The organism is Cupriavidus sp. FW306-01-F10A, assembly GCF_058782785.1.
This window is the reverse complement of record NZ_JBYSYA010000027.1, coordinates 20,147-37,424: the sequence shown is the minus strand read 5'-3', so window position 1 is coordinate 37,424 and position 17,278 is coordinate 20,147. Positions and strand designations below refer to the sequence as shown.

Annotated in this window: 19 protein-coding genes; 17 read left to right on the top strand and 2 right to left on the bottom strand. The window is 65.9% G+C overall.

The window, feature by feature from the left end; translation table 11 throughout:
- The first annotated feature begins 543 nt into the window (after nt 1-543).
- From AC3WLF_RS27155 to AC3WLF_RS27140, 4 genes are all read left to right on the top strand, one after another.
- Nucleotides 544-1,548: an RluA family pseudouridine synthase gene (locus AC3WLF_RS27155; RefSeq protein WP_492356209.1), complete on the top strand. Its 1,005-nt coding sequence runs from the start codon at nt 544-546 to the stop codon at nt 1,546-1,548.
- 30 nt (nt 1,549-1,578) lie between these two features.
- Complete coding sequence (locus AC3WLF_RS27150; protein WP_013957379.1) at nt 1,579-2,238, top strand: HAD-IA family hydrolase; 660 nt, start codon at nt 1,579-1,581, stop codon at nt 2,236-2,238.
- The gene (locus tag AC3WLF_RS27145) at nt 2,231-2,629 is read left to right on the top strand and encodes a Rieske (2Fe-2S) protein (protein WP_492319854.1); all 399 of its coding nucleotides are present in this window, start codon (nt 2,231-2,233) and stop codon (nt 2,627-2,629) included. The genes AC3WLF_RS27150 and AC3WLF_RS27145 overlap by 8 nt, the downstream gene beginning before the upstream one ends.
- Nucleotides 2,630-2,708: 79 nt before the next feature.
- Entirely contained in the window at nt 2,709-3,893 is a 1,185-nt protein-coding gene (locus AC3WLF_RS27140; protein ID WP_492356210.1) for a S49 family peptidase, read from the top strand.
- A gap of 56 nt (nt 3,894-3,949) precedes the next feature.
- On the opposite strand, the gene AC3WLF_RS27135 is transcribed toward AC3WLF_RS27140, so the two are convergent.
- The gene (locus AC3WLF_RS27135) at nt 3,950-4,681 is read right to left on the bottom strand and encodes an SAM-dependent methyltransferase (RefSeq protein WP_492319856.1); all 732 of its coding nucleotides are present in this window, start codon (nt 4,679-4,681) and stop codon (nt 3,950-3,952) included.
- Between the two features lie 16 nt (nt 4,682-4,697).
- Nucleotides 4,698-5,297: a Maf-like protein gene (locus AC3WLF_RS27130; RefSeq protein ID WP_492319857.1), complete on the bottom strand. Its 600-nt coding sequence runs from the start codon at nt 5,295-5,297 to the stop codon at nt 4,698-4,700.
- A 206-nt stretch (nt 5,298-5,503) separates the two neighbouring features.
- On the opposite strand from AC3WLF_RS27130, the gene AC3WLF_RS27125 reads away from it, so the two are divergent.
- From AC3WLF_RS27125 to AC3WLF_RS27065, 13 genes are all read left to right on the top strand, one after another.
- Entirely contained in the window at nt 5,504-6,094 is a 591-nt protein-coding gene (locus AC3WLF_RS27125; protein WP_492359060.1) for a DUF177 domain-containing protein, read from the top strand.
- A 119-nt stretch (nt 6,095-6,213) separates the two neighbouring features.
- Complete coding sequence (rpmF, locus tag AC3WLF_RS27120) at nt 6,214-6,393, top strand: 50S ribosomal protein L32 (protein WP_010814675.1); 180 nt, start codon at nt 6,214-6,216, stop codon at nt 6,391-6,393.
- 165 nt (nt 6,394-6,558) lie between these two features.
- On the top strand, nt 6,559-7,638 hold the full coding sequence (gene plsX / locus AC3WLF_RS27115; protein WP_010814676.1) for a phosphate acyltransferase PlsX: 1,080 nt from the start codon (nt 6,559-6,561) through the stop codon (nt 7,636-7,638).
- A gap of 52 nt (nt 7,639-7,690) precedes the next feature.
- Nucleotides 7,691-8,671, top strand: coding sequence for a beta-ketoacyl-ACP synthase III (locus AC3WLF_RS27110; RefSeq protein WP_492356211.1), 981 nt, complete (start codon nt 7,691-7,693; stop codon nt 8,669-8,671).
- Nucleotides 8,672-8,757: 86 nt separating this feature from the next.
- The gene (gene fabD, locus AC3WLF_RS27105; RefSeq protein WP_011615725.1) at nt 8,758-9,687 is read left to right on the top strand and encodes an ACP S-malonyltransferase; all 930 of its coding nucleotides are present in this window, start codon (nt 8,758-8,760) and stop codon (nt 9,685-9,687) included.
- Between the two features lie 16 nt (nt 9,688-9,703).
- Nucleotides 9,704-10,453 (top strand): 3-oxoacyl-ACP reductase FabG, encoded by a 750-nt coding sequence (gene fabG, locus AC3WLF_RS27100; RefSeq protein ID WP_018309408.1) that lies wholly within the window; start codon nt 9,704-9,706, stop codon nt 10,451-10,453.
- Between the two features lie 170 nt (nt 10,454-10,623).
- The gene (acpP, locus tag AC3WLF_RS27095) at nt 10,624-10,863 is read left to right on the top strand and encodes an acyl carrier protein (RefSeq protein WP_008644813.1); all 240 of its coding nucleotides are present in this window, start codon (nt 10,624-10,626) and stop codon (nt 10,861-10,863) included.
- 190 nt (nt 10,864-11,053) lie between these two features.
- The gene (gene fabF / locus AC3WLF_RS27090; protein ID WP_454750348.1) at nt 11,054-12,286 is read left to right on the top strand and encodes a beta-ketoacyl-ACP synthase II; all 1,233 of its coding nucleotides are present in this window, start codon (nt 11,054-11,056) and stop codon (nt 12,284-12,286) included.
- Between the two features lie 637 nt (nt 12,287-12,923).
- Nucleotides 12,924-13,523: an RNA polymerase sigma factor RpoE gene (gene rpoE / locus AC3WLF_RS27085; protein WP_010814682.1), complete on the top strand. Its 600-nt coding sequence runs from the start codon at nt 12,924-12,926 to the stop codon at nt 13,521-13,523.
- A 115-nt stretch (nt 13,524-13,638) separates the two neighbouring features.
- The gene (locus AC3WLF_RS27080) at nt 13,639-14,265 is read left to right on the top strand and encodes a sigma-E factor negative regulatory protein (RefSeq protein ID WP_492319860.1); all 627 of its coding nucleotides are present in this window, start codon (nt 13,639-13,641) and stop codon (nt 14,263-14,265) included.
- Nucleotides 14,266-14,273: 8 nt separating this feature from the next.
- Nucleotides 14,274-15,353 (top strand): MucB/RseB C-terminal domain-containing protein, encoded by a 1,080-nt coding sequence (locus AC3WLF_RS27075; protein WP_492319861.1) that lies wholly within the window; start codon nt 14,274-14,276, stop codon nt 15,351-15,353.
- A 133-nt stretch (nt 15,354-15,486) separates the two neighbouring features.
- Entirely contained in the window at nt 15,487-16,971 is a 1,485-nt protein-coding gene (locus tag AC3WLF_RS27070) for a DegQ family serine endoprotease (RefSeq protein WP_492319862.1), read from the top strand.
- A gap of 13 nt (nt 16,972-16,984) precedes the next feature.
- Nucleotides 16,985-17,269, top strand: coding sequence for a glutaredoxin family protein (locus tag AC3WLF_RS27065; RefSeq protein ID WP_492319863.1), 285 nt, complete (start codon nt 16,985-16,987; stop codon nt 17,267-17,269).
- Nucleotides 17,270-17,278 lie beyond the last annotated feature (9 nt).

The window sequence follows — 17,278 nt, the reverse complement described above, 5'->3', positions numbered from 1 at the left end:
CGCCGGCGCAACCGGCGCCGGCGGCATCGCGGCCGGCCGCGGAAGGCCTAGACGCGTCAAAGAGCAAATTTTTCGGACACGGCATGGTTGCCGTTGCTGCCTGACTACTCCTGGCGGGCGCACCTACTACTTCTTGGAATTCTGCGACCGGGCGCCGGTATTTCCAGTCAGGCGGCAGGCTAACCTGCCGGCCGGCACCGTTTCCCGGTGCGGGCAGGACTTCTCTCACCGAAGCGGATGCCGGCAGTGGCATCCGCCTTTAAATTCTGTTTTACCTGAACACTCAGTTCCCACGTCACCGCCTGCCTCGCCGAAGCCTCCTTTGGGCGACTTCCTGCATGCCGGCGGCACCGTGCGTGCTGCTTTTTACTGCCATTTGCCCGTCTGGCGCTTGGCGGAACGCAAAGTTGCGGGAGACGGGCGGGGTTGGCGGCAACCCCAAGTGTAGAATGCAAAAAATCCAGGAAAACTCGAAGATTAATCGCTTACACAGGTCTTGCGCTGCCGGCCACAAGCCGGGACAGCGAGGAAATTATATTGAAAATGAATGAGTTACGCCATCAAATTGAAAAGGCTGCCGAAGCTGCGCCGGCCAGCCCACAGGTGGCGTATGTCACGATTGACGAAGGCTCGGAAGGTCAGCGCATTGACAACTTCCTGCTGAAGGTGGCCAAGGGCGTGCCCAAGAGCCATATCTACCGGGTGCTGCGTTCGGGGGAAGTTCGCGTCAATAAGGGCCGGATCGATGCCACTTATCGCTTGCAGTCGGGTGATGTAGTGCGCATTCCGCCAATGCGGGTGGCGAATTCGGCGCAATCGGACAATGCCCGGCATGTGCCGGCGGGCGAGTTCCCGGTGCTGTTTGAAGATGCCCAGCTACTGGTGATCAACAAGCCGGCCGGCGTGGCCGTGCACGGCGGCTCGGGCGTGGCCTTCGGCGTGATCGAGCAATTGCGCCGGTCGCGGCCCCAGGCCAAGTTCCTGGAACTGGTGCATCGGCTCGATCGCGAGACCTCCGGCATCCTGGTGCTGGCCAAGAAGCGCTCGGCGCTGGTCCACCTGCACGAGCAGATTCGCGGCAGCGCGATGGACAAACGCTATTTCGCCTGCGTGGCCGGCGAATTTCCGAACGCGCGCCAGCACGTGAAGCTGCCGCTATATAGGTACAGCACGCCGGACGGCGAGCGCCGGGTGCGGGTGCAGGCCGACGGGCTGGCCTCGCACACCGTGTTCAACCGGGTCGAGGCCTTCCAGGGCTTCACCCTGCTGGAGGCCGAGCTGAAGACCGGCCGTACCCACCAGATCCGCGTCCACCTGGCCCACTCGGGTTTCCCGATCGTCGGCGACGAAAAATATGGCGACTTCTCGCTGAACAAGGCACTGGCGCGTTCTGGCGCGAGGCCGGGCCTCAAGCGCATGTTCCTGCACGCCCACCGGCTGGTGTTTATCCACCCGGCCACGGGCGAGCCGCTGGCGGTGGAAGCGCCGCTGCCCGACGAGTGCGTCGGATTCCTGCAACAATTGCGTGAACTGCATGCCCCGGAGTAGGGTAGTGCATCAAACGCCACAAGGACTTCCATGGCCAGGCAACAATTTGACCTGATCGTTTTCGACTGGGACGGGACGCTGATGGACTCGACCCCGACCATCGCCAAGTGCATCCAGCTTGCCAGCCGCGACCTGGGCCTGCCGGTGCCGGATGACCGCGCCGCCAGCCACGTGATCGGGCTGGGCCTGAAGGATGCGCTGTCTTACGCGGTGCCGACGCTGGACCCCGCCGACTACCCGCGCCTGGCCGAACGCTACCGCTACCACTTCCTCGCTCGCGATGCCGACCTTGTGCTGTTCGACGGCGTGCGCGAAATGCTGGAGACCCTGCGCGGCGAACACTATTTTCTTGGCGTGGCCACCGGCAAGACCCGCGTCGGCCTGCAGCGCGCGCTGGCCGCGAGCGGTCTGACCCGCCTGTTCGACGCCACGCGCTGTGCCGACGAGACCTTCTCCAAGCCGCACCCGGCCATGCTGCACGAACTGACCCGCGAACTGGGCCAGGACGTGGAGCGCACGGTGATGGTCGGCGACACCACCCATGACCTGCAGATGGCGGCCAATGCCGGCGCCAAGGGGATTGGCGTGTGCTATGGTGCACATCCCGCAGATTCGCTGCGCGCGATGGCGCCGGTGCATTGCGCGACTTCCATCCCCGACCTGACCGACTGGCTGCTGGCCCATGCCTGAGGCAGCGGCCGGCCAGGCGCCGGTGCGGCTGTGCGCCGCCGAGGACCTGGAGGAAGGCGGTCTGGGTGTGCGCTTCTCGGTGGCGCTGGACCAGCGCGAGATCGGCGCCTTCGTGGTGCGTTTCGACGGCGCCGCGCACGGCTACCTGAACCAGTGCGCCCATGTGCCGATGGAACTGGACTGGCAGGAAGGCCGGTTCTTCGATGCCTCGGGCCTATACTTGATGTGCGCCACACATGGCGCGGTTTATGTGCCGGACAGCGGCGAGTGCGTCGGCGGCCCCTGCCGCGGTGCATCGCTGGCCAAGCTGCGCATCGAGGAGCGCGACGGCCAGGTCTACTGGCTACCGGAAGCGCCATACCGGATCGCTGCGCGCATGGGCGGTGCCTGAATGACGGGCAGGGCCGGCAGTCAGGCCGGCCGTTGTATTTCCAGGCCTGGGTTTCCAGGCGTTTCCACGAGCGATTTGCATGACAGAACAACAGAAGCCGCCATCGGGTGAATCGGGTCAGCCGGACGAGCACAAGCCAGCCGGCGACGGTGCGCCGGGCGAAGGGTCGCCCCAGGCGGAGTCCGAGCGCCTGGTCACCGCACCGCGCGCCGATTACCCGCTGGAAGACGAATTGCGCGCCGGCGACGACGCGGCAAGGCGTGAAGCGCGCGAGCGCAAGGCACGCATGGCTGGAGCCACGGCGGGGCCCCCGGTTGGCGGCGGCGCCGGCTGGGAGCGCGATCTGCTCGAAAAAGTGCTGACCGCATCGCTGCGCGAGCAGCGCGCGGCACGGCGCTGGCGCATCTTCTTCCGCTTTGTCGGACTGGCTTTGCTGGCGCTGATCCTGGTCACGCTGTTCGACTTCAAGGGCGATGGCGCCATCAGCACCTCGGGCCGCCATACGGCCATGGTCACGCTGGAGGGCGAAATCGCCGCGGGCACGCCGGCCAGCGCGGAATCGATCAATGCCTCGTTGCAGGCGGCGTTCGCTGACGGCAATGCCGCCGGCGTGATCCTGAAGATCAATTCTCCGGGTGGCTCGCCGGTGCAGGCGGGCATCATCAACGACGAGATCCAGCGGCTGCGCACGCTTTATCCGTCCAAGCCGTTCTATGTGGTGGTGGAAGAGATCTGCGCCTCGGGCGGCTATTACGTGGCCGCGGCGGCCGACAAGATCTATGTCGACAAGGCCAGCATCGTGGGTTCGATCGGCGTGCTGATGGACGGTTTTGGCTTTACCGGGCTGATGGACAAGCTGGGCGTGGAGCGCCGGCTGTACACCTCGGGCGCCAACAAGGGCATGCTGGACCCGTTCTCGCCGCAGGTGCCCAAGCAGAAGGCCTTTGCCGAGGCCATGCTCAAGCAGATCCACCAGCAGTTCATCGACGTGGTCAAGGAAGGGCGCGGTGACCGGCTCAAGGATGATCCGGAGCTGTTCTCCGGCCTGTTCTGGTCGGGCGAGCGCGCCGTGGAGCTGGGCCTGGCCGACGGGCTGGGCAGTGCCGACTATGTCGCGCGCGATGTGCTCAAGGCCGAGGACATCGTCGACTACACCGTCAAGGAGAACATTGCCGAGCGCGTGGCCAAGCGCTTTGGCGCGGCGGTGGGCTCGGCGGCGATGAAGACCATGCTGTGGAGCAACCGCATGCAGGGCATGCACTGAGCCTGATGGCGCGGCGGCAATGGCAAAGGGGGCGTTCGCGCCCCCTTTGCCGTTTCTTACATGGCCAGCAGCGAGAAGATCGCCGGGCGCTTGTGCAGGTCGATCCGCTCGGGACGCCAGTCCGACAGCGGCAGCGTGACGATGGTCTCGCCCGGCAGGGTCAGGTCCACGGCCACGGACAGCAGCGTGGTGCCGGCGCAGTGCTGGCGCATGGCTTCCAGCAGCGCCGCATTGCGGTAGGGCGTTTCGATGAACACCTGGGTCTGGCTGGACTTGCGCGAGCGCTGCTCCAGCTCACGCAGTCGCTGCGCGCGCTCGCCGGCATCGACCGGCAGATAGCCGTTGAAGGCAAAGCTCTGGCCGTTCAGGCCCGAGCCCATCACCGCCAGCAGGATCGAGCTGGGCCCGACCAGCGGCCGCACGCGGATGCGGCGCGCATGGGCCAGCCGCACCAGGTCGGCGCCGGGGTCGGCCACCGCCGGGACGCCGGCCTCGGACAGCAGGCCACCGTCGCGGCCGGCTTCGAGCGGGGCCAGCAGAGCGGCCAGGGCGTCGGCACGCGTGTTGACGTTCAGCTCGCGGATCTCGATCTGCTGGATCGGGCGTGCCAGCGGCGTGGTCTCGCCCAGCTTCTTCAGGAAGGCGCGCGCGGTCTTGGCGTTCTCGGCGACGAGGTAATCGAGGTTGGCCGCGATCTGCTGCACGCCGGCCGGGATCACGTCGGCCAGCGGGTCGGCTTCATCGCGCTTGCCGAGGGTGTTGGGGATCAGGTAGAGAGTGCCGCTCATGGTGGGCTCGTGCGGGTCATGCGGAAAGAAGAGGGTAGCCGGCCTGGCGCAGCATGCCGGTCAGCGCGATCAGCGGCAGGCCGACCAGTGCGGTCGGGTCGTCCGACTCGACGCGTTCCAGCAGCGCGATGCCCAGGCCTTCGGACTTGGCGCTGCCGGCCACGTCGTAGGGGCGCTCCAGCTGCAGGTAGGTTTCGATTTCAGCATCGGTCAGGTCGCGCATGGTCACGCGGGTTTGCACGTCGGCCAGCTGCACGGTGCCGGTGCGTGCGTCCAGCAGGCACAGGGCCGAGTGGAAGGTTGCGGTGCGCCCGCGCATGCGGCGCAGCTGCGCCACGGCCTTCTCGTGCGTGCCGGGCTTGCCCATCTGTTCGCCGTCCAGGGTCAGCACCTGGTCCGAGCCGATCACCAGCACGCCCGGACGGCGCGCGGCAATGGCTTCGGCCTTGCGCTGCGACAGGCGCAGCGCGGTGGCTTCGGGCGCTTCGCCGGCAAGCGGGGTTTCGTCGATGTCGGGCGCGGCCACCTCGAACGGGATGCGCAGGCGCTCCAGCAGTTCGCGGCGGTAGGGCGAGCCGGAGCCAAGGATCAGGCTGGGGCGGGGGTCTGGGGACATAAGTAATGGAATCGGAACAGGAAGCGAAACAGTAAAAGGTGCGGCCCGCGCTGCAAGACCTTTGACCTCGGCACGGTTTACGTCGTACAATCGTGCGTTTAGCCGCATCCGCACCCGGGCGCAGTGCCGCCAATGTGCGCGGCCCGTAGTCCGACAGCCGTGGAATGTGGCGAACCAGTCATTGTATAGCGACCGGAGCCACGCACATGACCCAGCCGATTGACCTGCGCGCGCTTGATCTCTTCGCCTTGTGCCGGAAGGGTGAAAGCCTGGCCGGCGGCGTGGCGGTGCGGGATTTGCCGCGCATCTTAGCCGAGACCGCCGCGCAAGCGCCAGCCTCGGCACCCGATGAGACGTTTGCCTATTCGGCCACTGGCTTCATGCGTGAAGAGGCGGCCGAGCCGGGCGCCGCGGTGGCGCGGCGGCTGTTTCTCGACGTGACCGTGCAGGGCCGGATATGGCTGGATTGCCAGCGCTGCCTGGCCCCATATGCCGAGCCGATCGATACGGCAACGCGTTTCGAGGTGGTGGAAAGCGAGGAAGCGGCCGACGCCGCGCCGATGGACGACGACGAAGTCGACGTGATCGCCGGCTCGAAGCATTTCTCGTTGCTGGACCTGATTGAAGATGAAGTGCTGCTGGCGTTGCCGGTGGCCCCCAAGCATGACGTCTGCCCGACGGTGCACGAAAGCCTCGTGACCGGTTCGGACGGCGAGGCGCAGCCAGAGGCTGAGCCTGAGGAAGAAAAGCGGCCTTCGCCCTTTGCGGCGCTGGCCGGCCTGAAGACCAAGCATTGATGCCGCCGGCAGGCGGTGCGCAAGGTCTTGCAGGTGAATCTGAAGCATCCGGCCGGGCCCCGGCTACGCCTTGGGCGGGATGCGTGTGTTAATATTGAAAAATTCTCGAAGGAGTCATCATGGCTGTTCAACAGAACAAGAAGTCGCCGTCCAAGCGCGGCATGCACCGTTCGCACGATCACCTGTCGGCAGCGCCGCTGGCAGTTGAGCCGACCACCGGCGAAACCCACCTGCGCCACCACGTCAGCCCGAACGGCTACTACCGTGGCCGCAAGGTCATCAAGACCAAGAACGACTGATAGCTTCGTTCGGCGTGACGTTGCGTCTCGCTCGCGCATGCCTGTAGGTCGGACACTAAAAGGTCAGAGACAAAAAAGCGGCAAGATCGTTGCCGCTTTTTTGTTGGGCGCTCGGATTTCCCGCCGGGCGTGGCGTGCGCCGCCGCGCTATCCGTACCAGGAACAATGACGATCAAAATCGCTATCGACTGCATGGGCGGCGATCACGGAGTCTCCGTGACGGTGCCTGCGGCGATCAGTTTTCTTTCCCGCCACGACGACGCCGAGATGGTGCTGGTCGGCTTGCCCGACGCCATCCGGACGCAGCTGAAGAAGCTGCACGCGCTGGACCATCCGCGCGTGACCATCGTCGAGGCCACCGAGGTCATCACCATGGATGACCCGGTCGAGGTGGCGCTGCGCAAGAAGAGGGATTCCTCGATGCGCGTCGCCGTCACGCAGGTCAAGGAGGGCCTGGCCGGTGCCTGCATCTCCGCCGGCAATACCGGCGCGCTGATGGCGGTGTCGCGCTATGTGCTCAAGACGCTCGAAGGCATCGAGCGGCCGGCCATCGCCACCACCATCCCGAACGAGCAAGGGTGGGGCACCACCGTGCTGGACCTGGGTGCCAATGCCGACTGCGAGCCCGAGCACCTGCTGCAGTTCGCGCGCATGGCCGAAGCCATGGTGGCCGTGGTCGACCACAAGGAACACCCCACGGTGGGCCTGCTGAACATCGGCGAGGAAGTCATCAAGGGCAATGAGGTGGTCAAGCGTGCGGGTGAACTGCTGCGCGCCTCGGAGCTGAACTTCTACGGCAACGTGGAAGGCAACGACATCTTCAAGGGCACTACCGACATCGTGGTCTGCGACGGCTTCGTCGGCAACGTGGCGCTCAAGAGCACCGAGGGCCTGGCCAAGATGATCGGCAGTATGATCAAGGAAGAATTCACCCGCTCGTGGTTCACCAAGCTGCTGGCCGCGGTCGCCATGCCGGTGCTGTCGCGCCTGGCCAGGCGACTCGACCCGGCGCGCTACAACGGCGCCTCGCTGCTTGGGTTGCGCGGGCTGGTGATCAAGAGCCACGGCTCGGCCGATGCCCATTCTTTTGAGTGGGCCATCAAACGCGGGTATGATGCCGCCAAGAATGGCGTGATCGCCCGCATCACCCGGGCTTTTGCCGATAAATCCAGCGCCGCAGGCGCTGCACAGCCCGCCCCGGAGACAGAGGTGCCTGGCGCGCATCCCAGCCCCCACGTCGCCTGAGCGCCACGCGCGCCGGTCGAGGGTGCCTGCGGGCCATACGATCCGACAATACATGACCAAGTACGCAAAAATCATCGGTACCGGGAGCTACCTGCCTCCGCGGCGCGTGACCAACCATGACCTGGCCACGCAGCTTGCCGAAAAGGGCATCGAGACCAGCGACGACTGGATCGTCTCGCGCAGCGGCATTTCGGCACGCCACTGGGCCGAGCCGGATGTGACCAGCAGCGATCTCGCGGTCAAGGCTGCCGAGCAGGCCATCGAAGCCGCCGGCATCGACCGCCAGAGCATCGACCTGATCATCGTCGCCACCTCGACGCCGGACTTCGTGTTCCCCAGCACGGCCTGCATCGTGCAGGAAAAGCTGGGCATCACCAACCACTGCCCGGCGTTCGACCTGCAGGCGGTGTGCTCGGGCTTCGTGTACGCACTGGCCACTGCCGACAAGTTCATCCGCAGCGGCTCGCACCGCAACGTGCTGGTGATCGGCACCGAGGTGTTCTCGCGCATCCTGGACTTCAACGACCGCACCACCTGCGTGCTGTTCGGCGACGGTGCCGGCGCCGTGCTGCTGTCGGCGTCCGAGGAGCCGGGGATCCTGTCCACCGCGATGCACTCGGACGGCAGGCATGTCGATATCCTGTGCGTGCCGGGCAACGTCGCCGGCGGCAACATCACCGGCAACCCGTTCCTGCACATGGACGGCCAGGCGGTGTTCAAGCTGGCCGTGAACGTGCTGGACAAGGTCGCGCGCGAAGCCATGGAGGCTGCGTGCGTGACGCCGGACCAGATCGACTGGCTGATCCCGCACCAGGCCAATATCCGCATCATGCAGGGCACGGCGAAGAAGCTGGGCCTGCCGGCGGAGCGCATGGTCGCCACCGTGCATGAGCACGGCAACACCTCGGCCGCGTCGATCCCGCTGGCGCTGGACGTCGCGGTGCGCGACGGCCGCATCCGCGCGGGCCAGACCGTGCTGATGGAAGGCGTGGGCGGCGGCTTCACCTGGGGCGCGGTGCTGCTGCGCATGTGATTCGCGGCCGGCGCCATGGCATCATGCCGCGCATGCAGGACATGCCGCGGCGCCGGCCACCCGTTTCTTGTTAGGGTTCCAATCCGATGAAATTCGCTTTCGTATTTCCCGGCCAGGGTTCGCAGTCGGTCGGCATGCTCAATGCCTTCGCCGATAACGCCGTGGTGCGCGCCACCGTGGAAGAGGCCTCGGCCGCGCTCGGCCAGGATCTCGGCCGCCTGATCGCCGAAGGCCCCGCCGAAGAGCTGAACCTGACCACCAACACGCAGCCGGTGATGCTGACCGCCGCAGTGGCGGTCTACCGTGCCTGGCTGGATGCCGGTGGTCCGGCACCGGCGCTGGTTGCCGGCCACAGCCTGGGCGAGTACTCGGCGCTGGTGGCCGCGGGCGTGATCCCGTTTGCCGACGCGGTACCGCTGGTGCGCTTCCGCGCGCAAGCCATGCAAGAAGCCGTGCCGGTGGGCGAGGGCGCCATGGCCGCGATCCTGGGCCTGTCCGATGACGACGTGCGCGCCGCTTGCGCCGAGGCATCGGCCGCCGGCGTGGTCGAGGCCGTGAACTTCAACGCGCCGTCGCAGGTGGTGATTGCCGGCCACAAGGCCGCGGTCGAGAAGGCCTGCGAAATCGCCAAGGGCAAGGGCGCCAAGCGCGCGCTGCCGCTGCCGGTGTCGGCGCCGTTCCACTCGTCGCTGCTCAAGCCCGCCTCGGACCGCCTGCGCGAGCGCATGGCCGGCCTGGCTTTCTCGGCGCCGTCGATCCCGCTGGTGAACAACGTCGACGTCGCCATCGTCAATGATCCGGACGCGATCAAGGACGCCTTGGTGCGCCAGGCCGCCGCGCCGGTGCGCTGGGTCGAGTGCGTGCAGAAGATGGCCGCCGAAGGCGTCACGCACGTGATCGAATGCGGCCCCGGCAAGGTGCTGGCCGGCATGACCAAGCGCATCGACGGCAACCTGACCGGCGGTGCGATCTTCGATCCGGCCTCGCTGCAAGACACGCTGGCACTGCTGAAGTAAGCAAGAGGACATCCGCATGACCAAACTTCTCGACAACCAGGTTGCGCTGGTCACCGGCGCCTCGCGCGGCATCGGCCGCGCCATCGCGCTGGAACTGGCCCGCCAGGGCGCCACCGTGATCGGCACCGCCACCAGCGAAGCCGGCGCGGCCGGCATCACCGATTACCTCGGCGCCGACGGCCTGAAGGGCAAGGGCGCCGTGCTCAACGTCAATGACGCGGCCGCTTGCGACGCGCTCATCGACGAGATCGTCAAGACCCACGGCGGCATCGGCGTGCTGGTCAACAATGCCGGCATCACGCAGGACCAGCTGGCGATGCGCATGAAGGACGAGGACTGGCTGGCCGTGATCCAGACCAACCTGACTTCGGTGTTCCGTCTGTCGCGCGCGGTGCTGCGCCCGATGATGAAGGCCCGCCAGGGCCGCATCATCAATATCACTTCGGTGGTGGGCTCGGTCGGCAACCCCGGCCAGATGAACTACTCTGCTGCCAAGGCGGGCGTGGCGGGCATGACCCGCTCGCTGGCCGCGGAAATCGGCAGCCGCAACGTGACCGTGAACTGTGTCGCGCCGGGCTTTATCGACACCGACATGACCAAGGCGCTGTCCGAAGAGCAGCATGCTTCGCTCAAGACGCAGATTCCGCTGGGTCGCCTTGGCCAGCCGGAGGATATCGCCAACGCGGTGGCCTTCCTGGCTGGCCCGCAAGCCGCTTACATTACCGGCACTACGCTGCATGTGAACGGCGGGATGTACATGAATTAATGGGTTTTTGGCTGGCTGGTTTCGGGGAAGAAGCCCGAAGAAGCCGCCTGAAGTAGTAGTTTTCCGAACCAAACGGGCGCGATTCTTGCAAAGCTTGGCAGGCGGCATTTCTGTCGCCTCAAACCTGCTAAAATGCGCCCACTTTTTGTCGAACTTCCCTGGAGGGTTACATGGACAATATCGAACAACGCGTCAAGAAAATCGTGGCAGAACAGCTTGGCGTGGCCGAGGCAGACATCAAGAACGAATCGTCGTTCGTGAACGACCTCGGTGCGGACTCGCTGGACACGGTTGAACTCGTGATGGCGTTGGAAGATGAATTCGGCATGGAAATTCCTGATGAGGAAGCCGAAAAGATCACGACCGTGCAACAGGCTATCGACTACGCCACCGCGCACGTCAAGGCCTAAGCCCGTCGTCTCTGCATTCCGAGCCACAGAAGGCAGGTGGGCGGGCCGTTGCGGCCGCGCCTTGCTGTTTTCTGTGGCTTTCGTCTGTTTGAAGAAGCAGAATGGAATGTGCTTCGCCGCGCGGCCCGCAAGGCCGGCGGCGGGCTGATCTCCGTTCCGTTCCCGTTTCACGCACCCGTAGGAAAACATAGTGAGCCGTCGTCGCGTCGTCGTCACTGGGCTTGGCCTTGTGTCTCCGGTCGGAAACACGGTTGCCGAAGGCTGGGCCAACCTGGTTGCCGGCAAGTCCGGCATCGCCACCATCACCAAATTCGATCACTCCGCGCTTTCCGTGCACTTTGCCGGTGAAGTGAAGGGTTTCAATGCCGAGGACTACATCCCGGCCAAGGAAGCCCGCGCGATGGATACCTTCATCCATTTCGGCATTGCAGCCGGCACGCAGGCGCTGAAGGACAGCGGCCTGGAAGTGACCGAGGCCAATGCCGAGCGCATCGGCGTGCTGGTCGGCTCGGGCATCGGCGGCCTGCCGTTGATCGAAGAGACCCACGCCGTGCTGACCGAGCGCGGTCCGCGCCGGATTTCGCCGTTCTTCGTGCCGGGCTCGATCATCAACATGATCGCGGGCCACCTGTCGATCATCCACGGTATCAAGGGCCCGAACCTGGCTGCCGTGACGGCTTGCACGACCGGCCTGCACAGCATTGGCCTGGCCGCCCGCCTGATCCAGGCCGGCGATGCCGACGCCATGCTGGCGGGCGGTGCCGAGTCGACCGTGTCGCCGCTGGGCATCGGCGGTTTCGCCGCTGCGCGTGCGCTGTCGACGCGCAATGACGATCCGGCCGCCGCTTCGCGTCCGTGGGACAAGGACCGCGACGGCTTCGTGCTGGGTGAAGGCGCCGGGGTGATGATGCTGGAGGAGTACGAGTCGGCCAAGGCGCGCGGCGCGCGCATCTACGCCGAGCTGATCGGCTTTGGCATGAGCGGCGACGCCTACCACATGACCGCGCCGAACATGGACGGCCCGCGCCGTTGCATGGTCAACGCGCTCAAGGACGCTGGCATCAATACGGACCAGGTGCACTACCTGAACGCCCACGGCACGTCCACGCCGCTGGGCGACAAGAACGAATCCGATGCGATCAAGGCCGCATTCGGCGAGCAGGCCTACAAGATGGTGGTGAACTCGACCAAGTCGATGACCGGCCATCTGCTGGGCGGCGCCGGCGGCCTGGAATCGGTTTTCACCGTGCTGGCGCTGCACAACCAGGTGTCGCCGCCGACGATCAACCTCGACAACCAGGATCCCGAGTGCGACCTGGACTACGTGGCCAACACGGCGCGCGAGATGAAGATCGAGGTCGCGGTGAAGAACAACTTCGGTTTCGGCGGCACCAACGGCACGCTTGTTTTCCGCCGCGCCTGATCCGTGGTTGAGGCGGGCCCTTCGCGGGCTGCGCCAGGGCAGGGTCCACCCGTTGCGGTGGGCCCTGTTCGTGTTTTGTGCCGGCGAAATGCTGGCGCTCGCGCTGCTGGCGCGGACGCTGGCCGCTGTAATAGCCGGCAGTCAGGCTGGTTTCCATTGGGGGCATTCCGCCATGGCGCTGGCACTCGTGCTTGCCGCAGCGGCAACGGTGCGTGCCTGGCCGGCGTGGTGGTGTAGCCTGCGCTGGCGCTGCACGGCAGTGCTGCACGCGCCCGACGGCAACGGGCCATTGCGGATCCGCCTGCAAGGGCCGGGCCGTGCCCGACACGAGACTGTGGTCAGGCAATGCTGGCAGGCCGGCGGCGTCGCTGTCGTGCGCCTGGCCCCCGGAGCGCCCGGGATGCCGGGCGCCATCTTTCTCCCCTGGCAGGCGGGTTCGCCCGCGATGGCGCGGTGGTTGCAACGCGCCACCAGAGTTGCACTGCGGGTGCAGCCTGAGATGCCGGCAGGGGAACGATTTTGTTAGCTTACGGTCACAGGATGCGCGTTGCTTCACCGGGCGGGCTTAGAATCGTAGGTAAAATACAACGTTTGTCGTGACGACCAAACCAAGAGATACACTGCAGGTGAGCCATACGTGAGCGAACGCGAAGCCGATCAGCTCCTAGTTGAACGCGTCCAGCAGGGCGACAAGCGGGCCTTTGAACTTCTGGTGACCAAATACCATCGGAAGATCATTCGCCTGATTTCGCGCCTGGTCAGGGACCCCGCTGAGGTGGAGGATGTGGCGCAGGATGCCTTTATCAAGGCATACCGCGCCTTGCCCCAGTTCCGCGGGGAGTCGGCCTTCTATACGTGGCTGTACCGGATCGCCGTCAACACGGCCAAGAACTACCTGGCCACCCAGGGCCGCCGCCCGGAAGCGTCCAGCGATATCGATGCAGAAGAGGCTGAAACTTTTGCGGACGGTGAGCAACTAAGGGATATCAATACGCCGGAATCGATGCTTCACACGCGCCAGGTCGCCGAGACGGTGAACCGCGCCATGGAGGCCCTTCCGGAAGAATTGCGGACCGCCATCACGCTGCGCGAGATCGAGGGCCTCAGCTATGAGGAGATCGCCGAAGCGATGGGATGTCCGATCGGCACGGTGCGTTCGCGGATCTTTCGGGCGCGCGAGGCGATTGCCGAGAAATTGCGTCCGCTGCTGGGAACGGCAGAGGGCAAGCGGTGGTAGTAGTCGGGTAGTCGAAAAGAATGTCGTGCGGCCAGCGTTGCAGCGTATTCCTGCATCGATAAGCGACAGAAGTGACGGGATTATCGGTGTTCAATGGAATGTCTTGGGGTGGGAAATGGGTCAGGCTCATAAGCAGTCGGTTCATGTAGTGGAAGCAGCGGAGCAGATCTCCGTATTGATGGATGGCGAACTGGCGCCGCACGAAGTCGATGCCGTGCTGGGCCTCGCGAAAAGCGATGCCGGCATGTCCGACTGGACCACTTACCAGTTGATCGGCGACACGCTGCGCTCGGAAGACCTGACGCACGCGGGTTCCACCTCTGCTTTCCTCTCTCGTTTCTCCGCGCGCCTAGAAGCCGAGCCGCATGTACTGGTACCGGCATTGGCGCAGGCCAGTGCCCGCCACCGCCTGCTGGTCAGGCCGTCGTGGGTGCGCCGCGTGATGCCGGGCACCGCGATCGCTGCCGCCGTGGCAGCGGTCAGCTGGGTGGTCGTGCCGCAGATGCGGGGCCCCGCCACGCTGGCCACGCCCGATGCCGTGGTGGCACGCGCCGACCAGCCGGCCAGCCCGGCCTCTGGCATCGTCACCGTGGCGGCGGAAAATCCCCAGATGATCCGCGACCCGCGCCTGGACGAATACCTGCGTGCCCATCGCACGTCGGTGGCAACGGATGCGTTCGTGCCCACCATGCGCACGGTTGCCAACGGTGCAAACTTCACTCAGGAAAATACGCAGGAATAATGCCGGACATGCATAAAGGAGGGTCGCCCGCCTATGTAGCGGGCGCGCAGAAAATCAGGGCCCTGCGTAGGTCCTTTTTTCTGGCCTTGTGTCTGAGCGCTGCCGCGGCCACCGCACAGCCTTCGGACAGTACGCTGAACCGACGCGACGCCACCGCCTGGCTCAACAAGATCCACAAAGCCGCACAGCGCGAGAACTATGTCGGCACGCTGATCTACCAGCGCGGCAGCGTCATGCACGCCTCGCGTATCCAGCACTACAGCGATCTCGTCCACAACGAGTACGAACGCCTGGAAACGCTCGACGGCAAGCCGCGCGAGGTGCTGCGTCAGAATGACGTAGTGCACAGCCTGATCCCCGAAGCCAAGCTGGTGGTGGTGGAGAAGCAGGAAGCCAAGGATCGCTTCCCGGCGCTGCTCGCCACCAACAAGAACGACGTGCTGGACCTGTACGACATGCGCAAGATGCCCGCCGAGCGGGTGGCAGGCATGGAATGCGAGGTCTTTGCGCTGGAGCCGCACGATGCCGCGCGCTATGCGGTGCGCCTGTGGGCGGAGAAGAACTCCGGCCTGCTGATGCGCGCGCAGACCATCGGCGACGGCGGCAAGGTGCTGGAGCAGGTCGCGTTCTCGCAGGTGCAGATCGGGGTGCCGTCCGAAAAGCAGCGTATCCTCGGTGCGATCAAGAATTCCAGTAGCTGGAATCGCTATGAGGTGACCTACCAGCCGACCAATATCGCCGACGAGGGCTGGTCGATTGCGGTGCCGCTCAAGGGCTTCCAGAAGATCCGCGAAGTGCGCCGTCCGCTCGGCGAGTTGCGCGCGCCCGCGCCGGGCAACGCGCGCGGCCAGGTCTTCGAAGTGCTGCAGGTCGTTTACAGCGACGGGCTGACCGGCCTGTCGGTCTTCATTGAACCGGTTTCCGAGCAACGCGTGCGCCGCGAGGGCGTGGCCGCGCTCGGCGCGACCCAGGTCGTGGTGCGCCGGATTGCCGATTTCTGGATTACCGTGGTGGGCGAGGTGCCGGCGAGCACCGTGCGGCAGTTTGCGACGGCCGTGGAGTACCGCCCGCCCAAGGCGGTACACTGAGCTTGACGCAGGTGCAGCCGACGCCGCCGGACTCTGTCCCGGCGCCGGCTCCATGAAACCTGCGCAGGGGTCCCCGCCACGGGATCACATCCAGACGGTTTTTCTTCTATTCGCTGAATCCCGGGAGTTGTCGATGATGTTCAGATCTCCAGCCCTGGCGCGGGCCGTGGTCATGGCTGCCATGATGCTGCTCGGCCCGACTGTTGCCGAAGTCAGCCATGCCCAGGCTGCCGCCTCCAACTACAACCTGCCCGATTTCACCGACCTGGTGGAAAAGGCCAGTCCGGCCGTGGTCAATATCCGCACCACGGAACTCGTGCGCCAGCGCGGTGCGCCCGGCGGCGATGACGAGATGGCGGAATTCTTCCGGCGCTTCTTCGGCGTGCCGATGCCCGGTGCCCCGGCGCCCGGCGCCCCCCGCCGCGGCCAGCCGCCGCAGCAGGAAGAGCAGAGCCGCGGCGTGGGTTCGGGCTTCATCATCAGCCAGGACGGCTACGTGATGACCAACGCGCACGTGGTGGCCGACGCCGAAACCATCTATGTGACGCTGCCCGACAAGCGCGAATTCAAGGCCAAGCTGATCGGCTCGGACAAGCGCACCGACGTGGCGCTGCTCAAGGTCGAGGCCAGCGGCCTGCCGCGCCTGCCGCTGGGCGATTCCAACAAGGTCCGCGCCGGCGAATGGGTGCTGGCGATCGGCTCGCCGTTCGGGCTGGACAACAGCGTGACCGCCGGCATCGTCTCGGCCAAGGGCCGCGACACGGGCGACTACCTGCCGTTCATCCAGACCGACGTGGCGGTCAATCCCGGTAATTCCGGCGGCCCGCTGATCAACCTGCGCGGCGAGGTGATCGGCATCAACTCGCAGATCTACAGCCGCAGCGGCGGCTACATGGGTATCTCGTTCGCGATCCCGATCGACGAGGCGATGCGCGTGTCCGAGCAGCTCAAAAGCTCCGGGCGCGTGACGCGCGGGCGCATCGCCGTGGCGATCGGCGACGTCACCAAGGAGGTGGCCGATTCGCTGGGCCTGGGCCGTGCGCGCGGCGCGCTGGTCGGCAGCGTCGAGCCGGGCGGTCCTGCCGAGAAGGCGGGCATCGAAGCCGGCGACATCATCCTCAAGTTCAACGGCCGCGATATCGAGCGGGCCTCGGACCTGCCGCGCATGGTGGGCGAGACCAAGCCGGGCACGCGCGTGCCGCTGCAGCTGTGGCGCAAGGGCGCGGTCCGCGAGGTCACGATCACCGTCACCGAGCTGGAGCCGGACGGCAAGGCACGCGCTCGCAGCGGCGCAACGCCCAAGGACGACAGCGCGGCACAGGCCGGCAAGCCCAACGCGCTTGGCCTGGTGGTCAACGACCTGCCCGAGGCGCGCCTGAAGGAGCTCAAGCTCAAGTCGGGCGTCGAGGTGGAAGTGGCCGACGGCCCGGCGCTGCGTGCCGGCATCCGTCCGGGCGACATCATCCTGCGCCTGGGCGATACGGACGTGACCAACGCCCGCCAGTTCAACGAGCTGGTGCGCAGCCTGGACAAGAACCGGATTGCCGCGGTGTTCGTGCGGCGCGGCGATGCCACCCAGGTGCTGACGCTGCGTCCGGGCGCCACGTCCAGCCGCTAAAGCAATGACCGGTATGCCTGCGCTGACGTTGTACGGCCGGGCATACTGTCACCTTTGCGAAGACATGAAGGTCGCGCTGGAGCCGCTCCGGCGCGATTTTTCTTTCACCCTGCACGAGGTGGATGTCGATGCCGATGCGGGGCTGAAAGACCGTTTTGGCGAACTGGTGCCGGTGCTGATGCCGGGCACCCCAGCAGACTTGCAGGGCGGCGCCGTGGAGCTTTGCCACTATTTCCTCGACGAAGCTGCCGTAAGGGTGTGGCTTGCCGCACATGGCGGCGCGCACACAACCCGCTGATCCCCGTCG

What these genes read in the sequence shown, in the direction of transcription:
- AC3WLF_RS27065 (WP_492319863.1), top strand. Translation starts at nt 16,985, where the DNA reads ATGCCTGCGCTGACGTTGTACGGCCGGGCATACTGTCACCTTTGCGAA.
- AC3WLF_RS27110 (WP_492356211.1), top strand. Translation starts at nt 7,691, where the DNA reads ATGACCAAGTACGCAAAAATCATCGGTACCGGGAGCTACCTGCCTCCG.
- AC3WLF_RS27070 (WP_492319862.1), top strand. Translation starts at nt 15,487, where the DNA reads ATGATGTTCAGATCTCCAGCCCTGGCGCGGGCCGTGGTCATGGCTGCC.
- AC3WLF_RS27075 (WP_492319861.1), top strand. Translation starts at nt 14,274, where the DNA reads ATGCATAAAGGAGGGTCGCCCGCCTATGTAGCGGGCGCGCAGAAAATC.
- acpP (WP_008644813.1), top strand. Translation starts at nt 10,624, where the DNA reads ATGGACAATATCGAACAACGCGTCAAGAAAATCGTGGCAGAACAGCTT.
- AC3WLF_RS27150 (WP_013957379.1), top strand. Translation starts at nt 1,579, where the DNA reads ATGGCCAGGCAACAATTTGACCTGATCGTTTTCGACTGGGACGGGACG.
- fabD (WP_011615725.1), top strand. Translation starts at nt 8,758, where the DNA reads ATGAAATTCGCTTTCGTATTTCCCGGCCAGGGTTCGCAGTCGGTCGGC.
- AC3WLF_RS27080 (WP_492319860.1), top strand. Translation starts at nt 13,639, where the DNA reads ATGGGTCAGGCTCATAAGCAGTCGGTTCATGTAGTGGAAGCAGCGGAG.
- plsX (WP_010814676.1), top strand. Translation starts at nt 6,559, where the DNA reads ATGACGATCAAAATCGCTATCGACTGCATGGGCGGCGATCACGGAGTC.
- AC3WLF_RS27130 (WP_492319857.1), bottom strand. Translation starts at nt 5,297, where the DNA reads ATGTCCCCAGACCCCCGCCCCAGCCTGATCCTTGGCTCCGGCTCGCCC.
- rpmF (WP_010814675.1), top strand. Translation starts at nt 6,214, where the DNA reads ATGGCTGTTCAACAGAACAAGAAGTCGCCGTCCAAGCGCGGCATGCAC.
- AC3WLF_RS27125 (WP_492359060.1), top strand. Translation starts at nt 5,504, where the DNA reads ATGACCCAGCCGATTGACCTGCGCGCGCTTGATCTCTTCGCCTTGTGC.
- AC3WLF_RS27145 (WP_492319854.1), top strand. Translation starts at nt 2,231, where the DNA reads ATGCCTGAGGCAGCGGCCGGCCAGGCGCCGGTGCGGCTGTGCGCCGCC.
- AC3WLF_RS27140 (WP_492356210.1), top strand. Translation starts at nt 2,709, where the DNA reads ATGACAGAACAACAGAAGCCGCCATCGGGTGAATCGGGTCAGCCGGAC.
- AC3WLF_RS27155 (WP_492356209.1), top strand. Translation starts at nt 544, where the DNA reads ATGAATGAGTTACGCCATCAAATTGAAAAGGCTGCCGAAGCTGCGCCG.
- AC3WLF_RS27135 (WP_492319856.1), bottom strand. Translation starts at nt 4,681, where the DNA reads ATGAGCGGCACTCTCTACCTGATCCCCAACACCCTCGGCAAGCGCGAT.
- fabG (WP_018309408.1), top strand. Translation starts at nt 9,704, where the DNA reads ATGACCAAACTTCTCGACAACCAGGTTGCGCTGGTCACCGGCGCCTCG.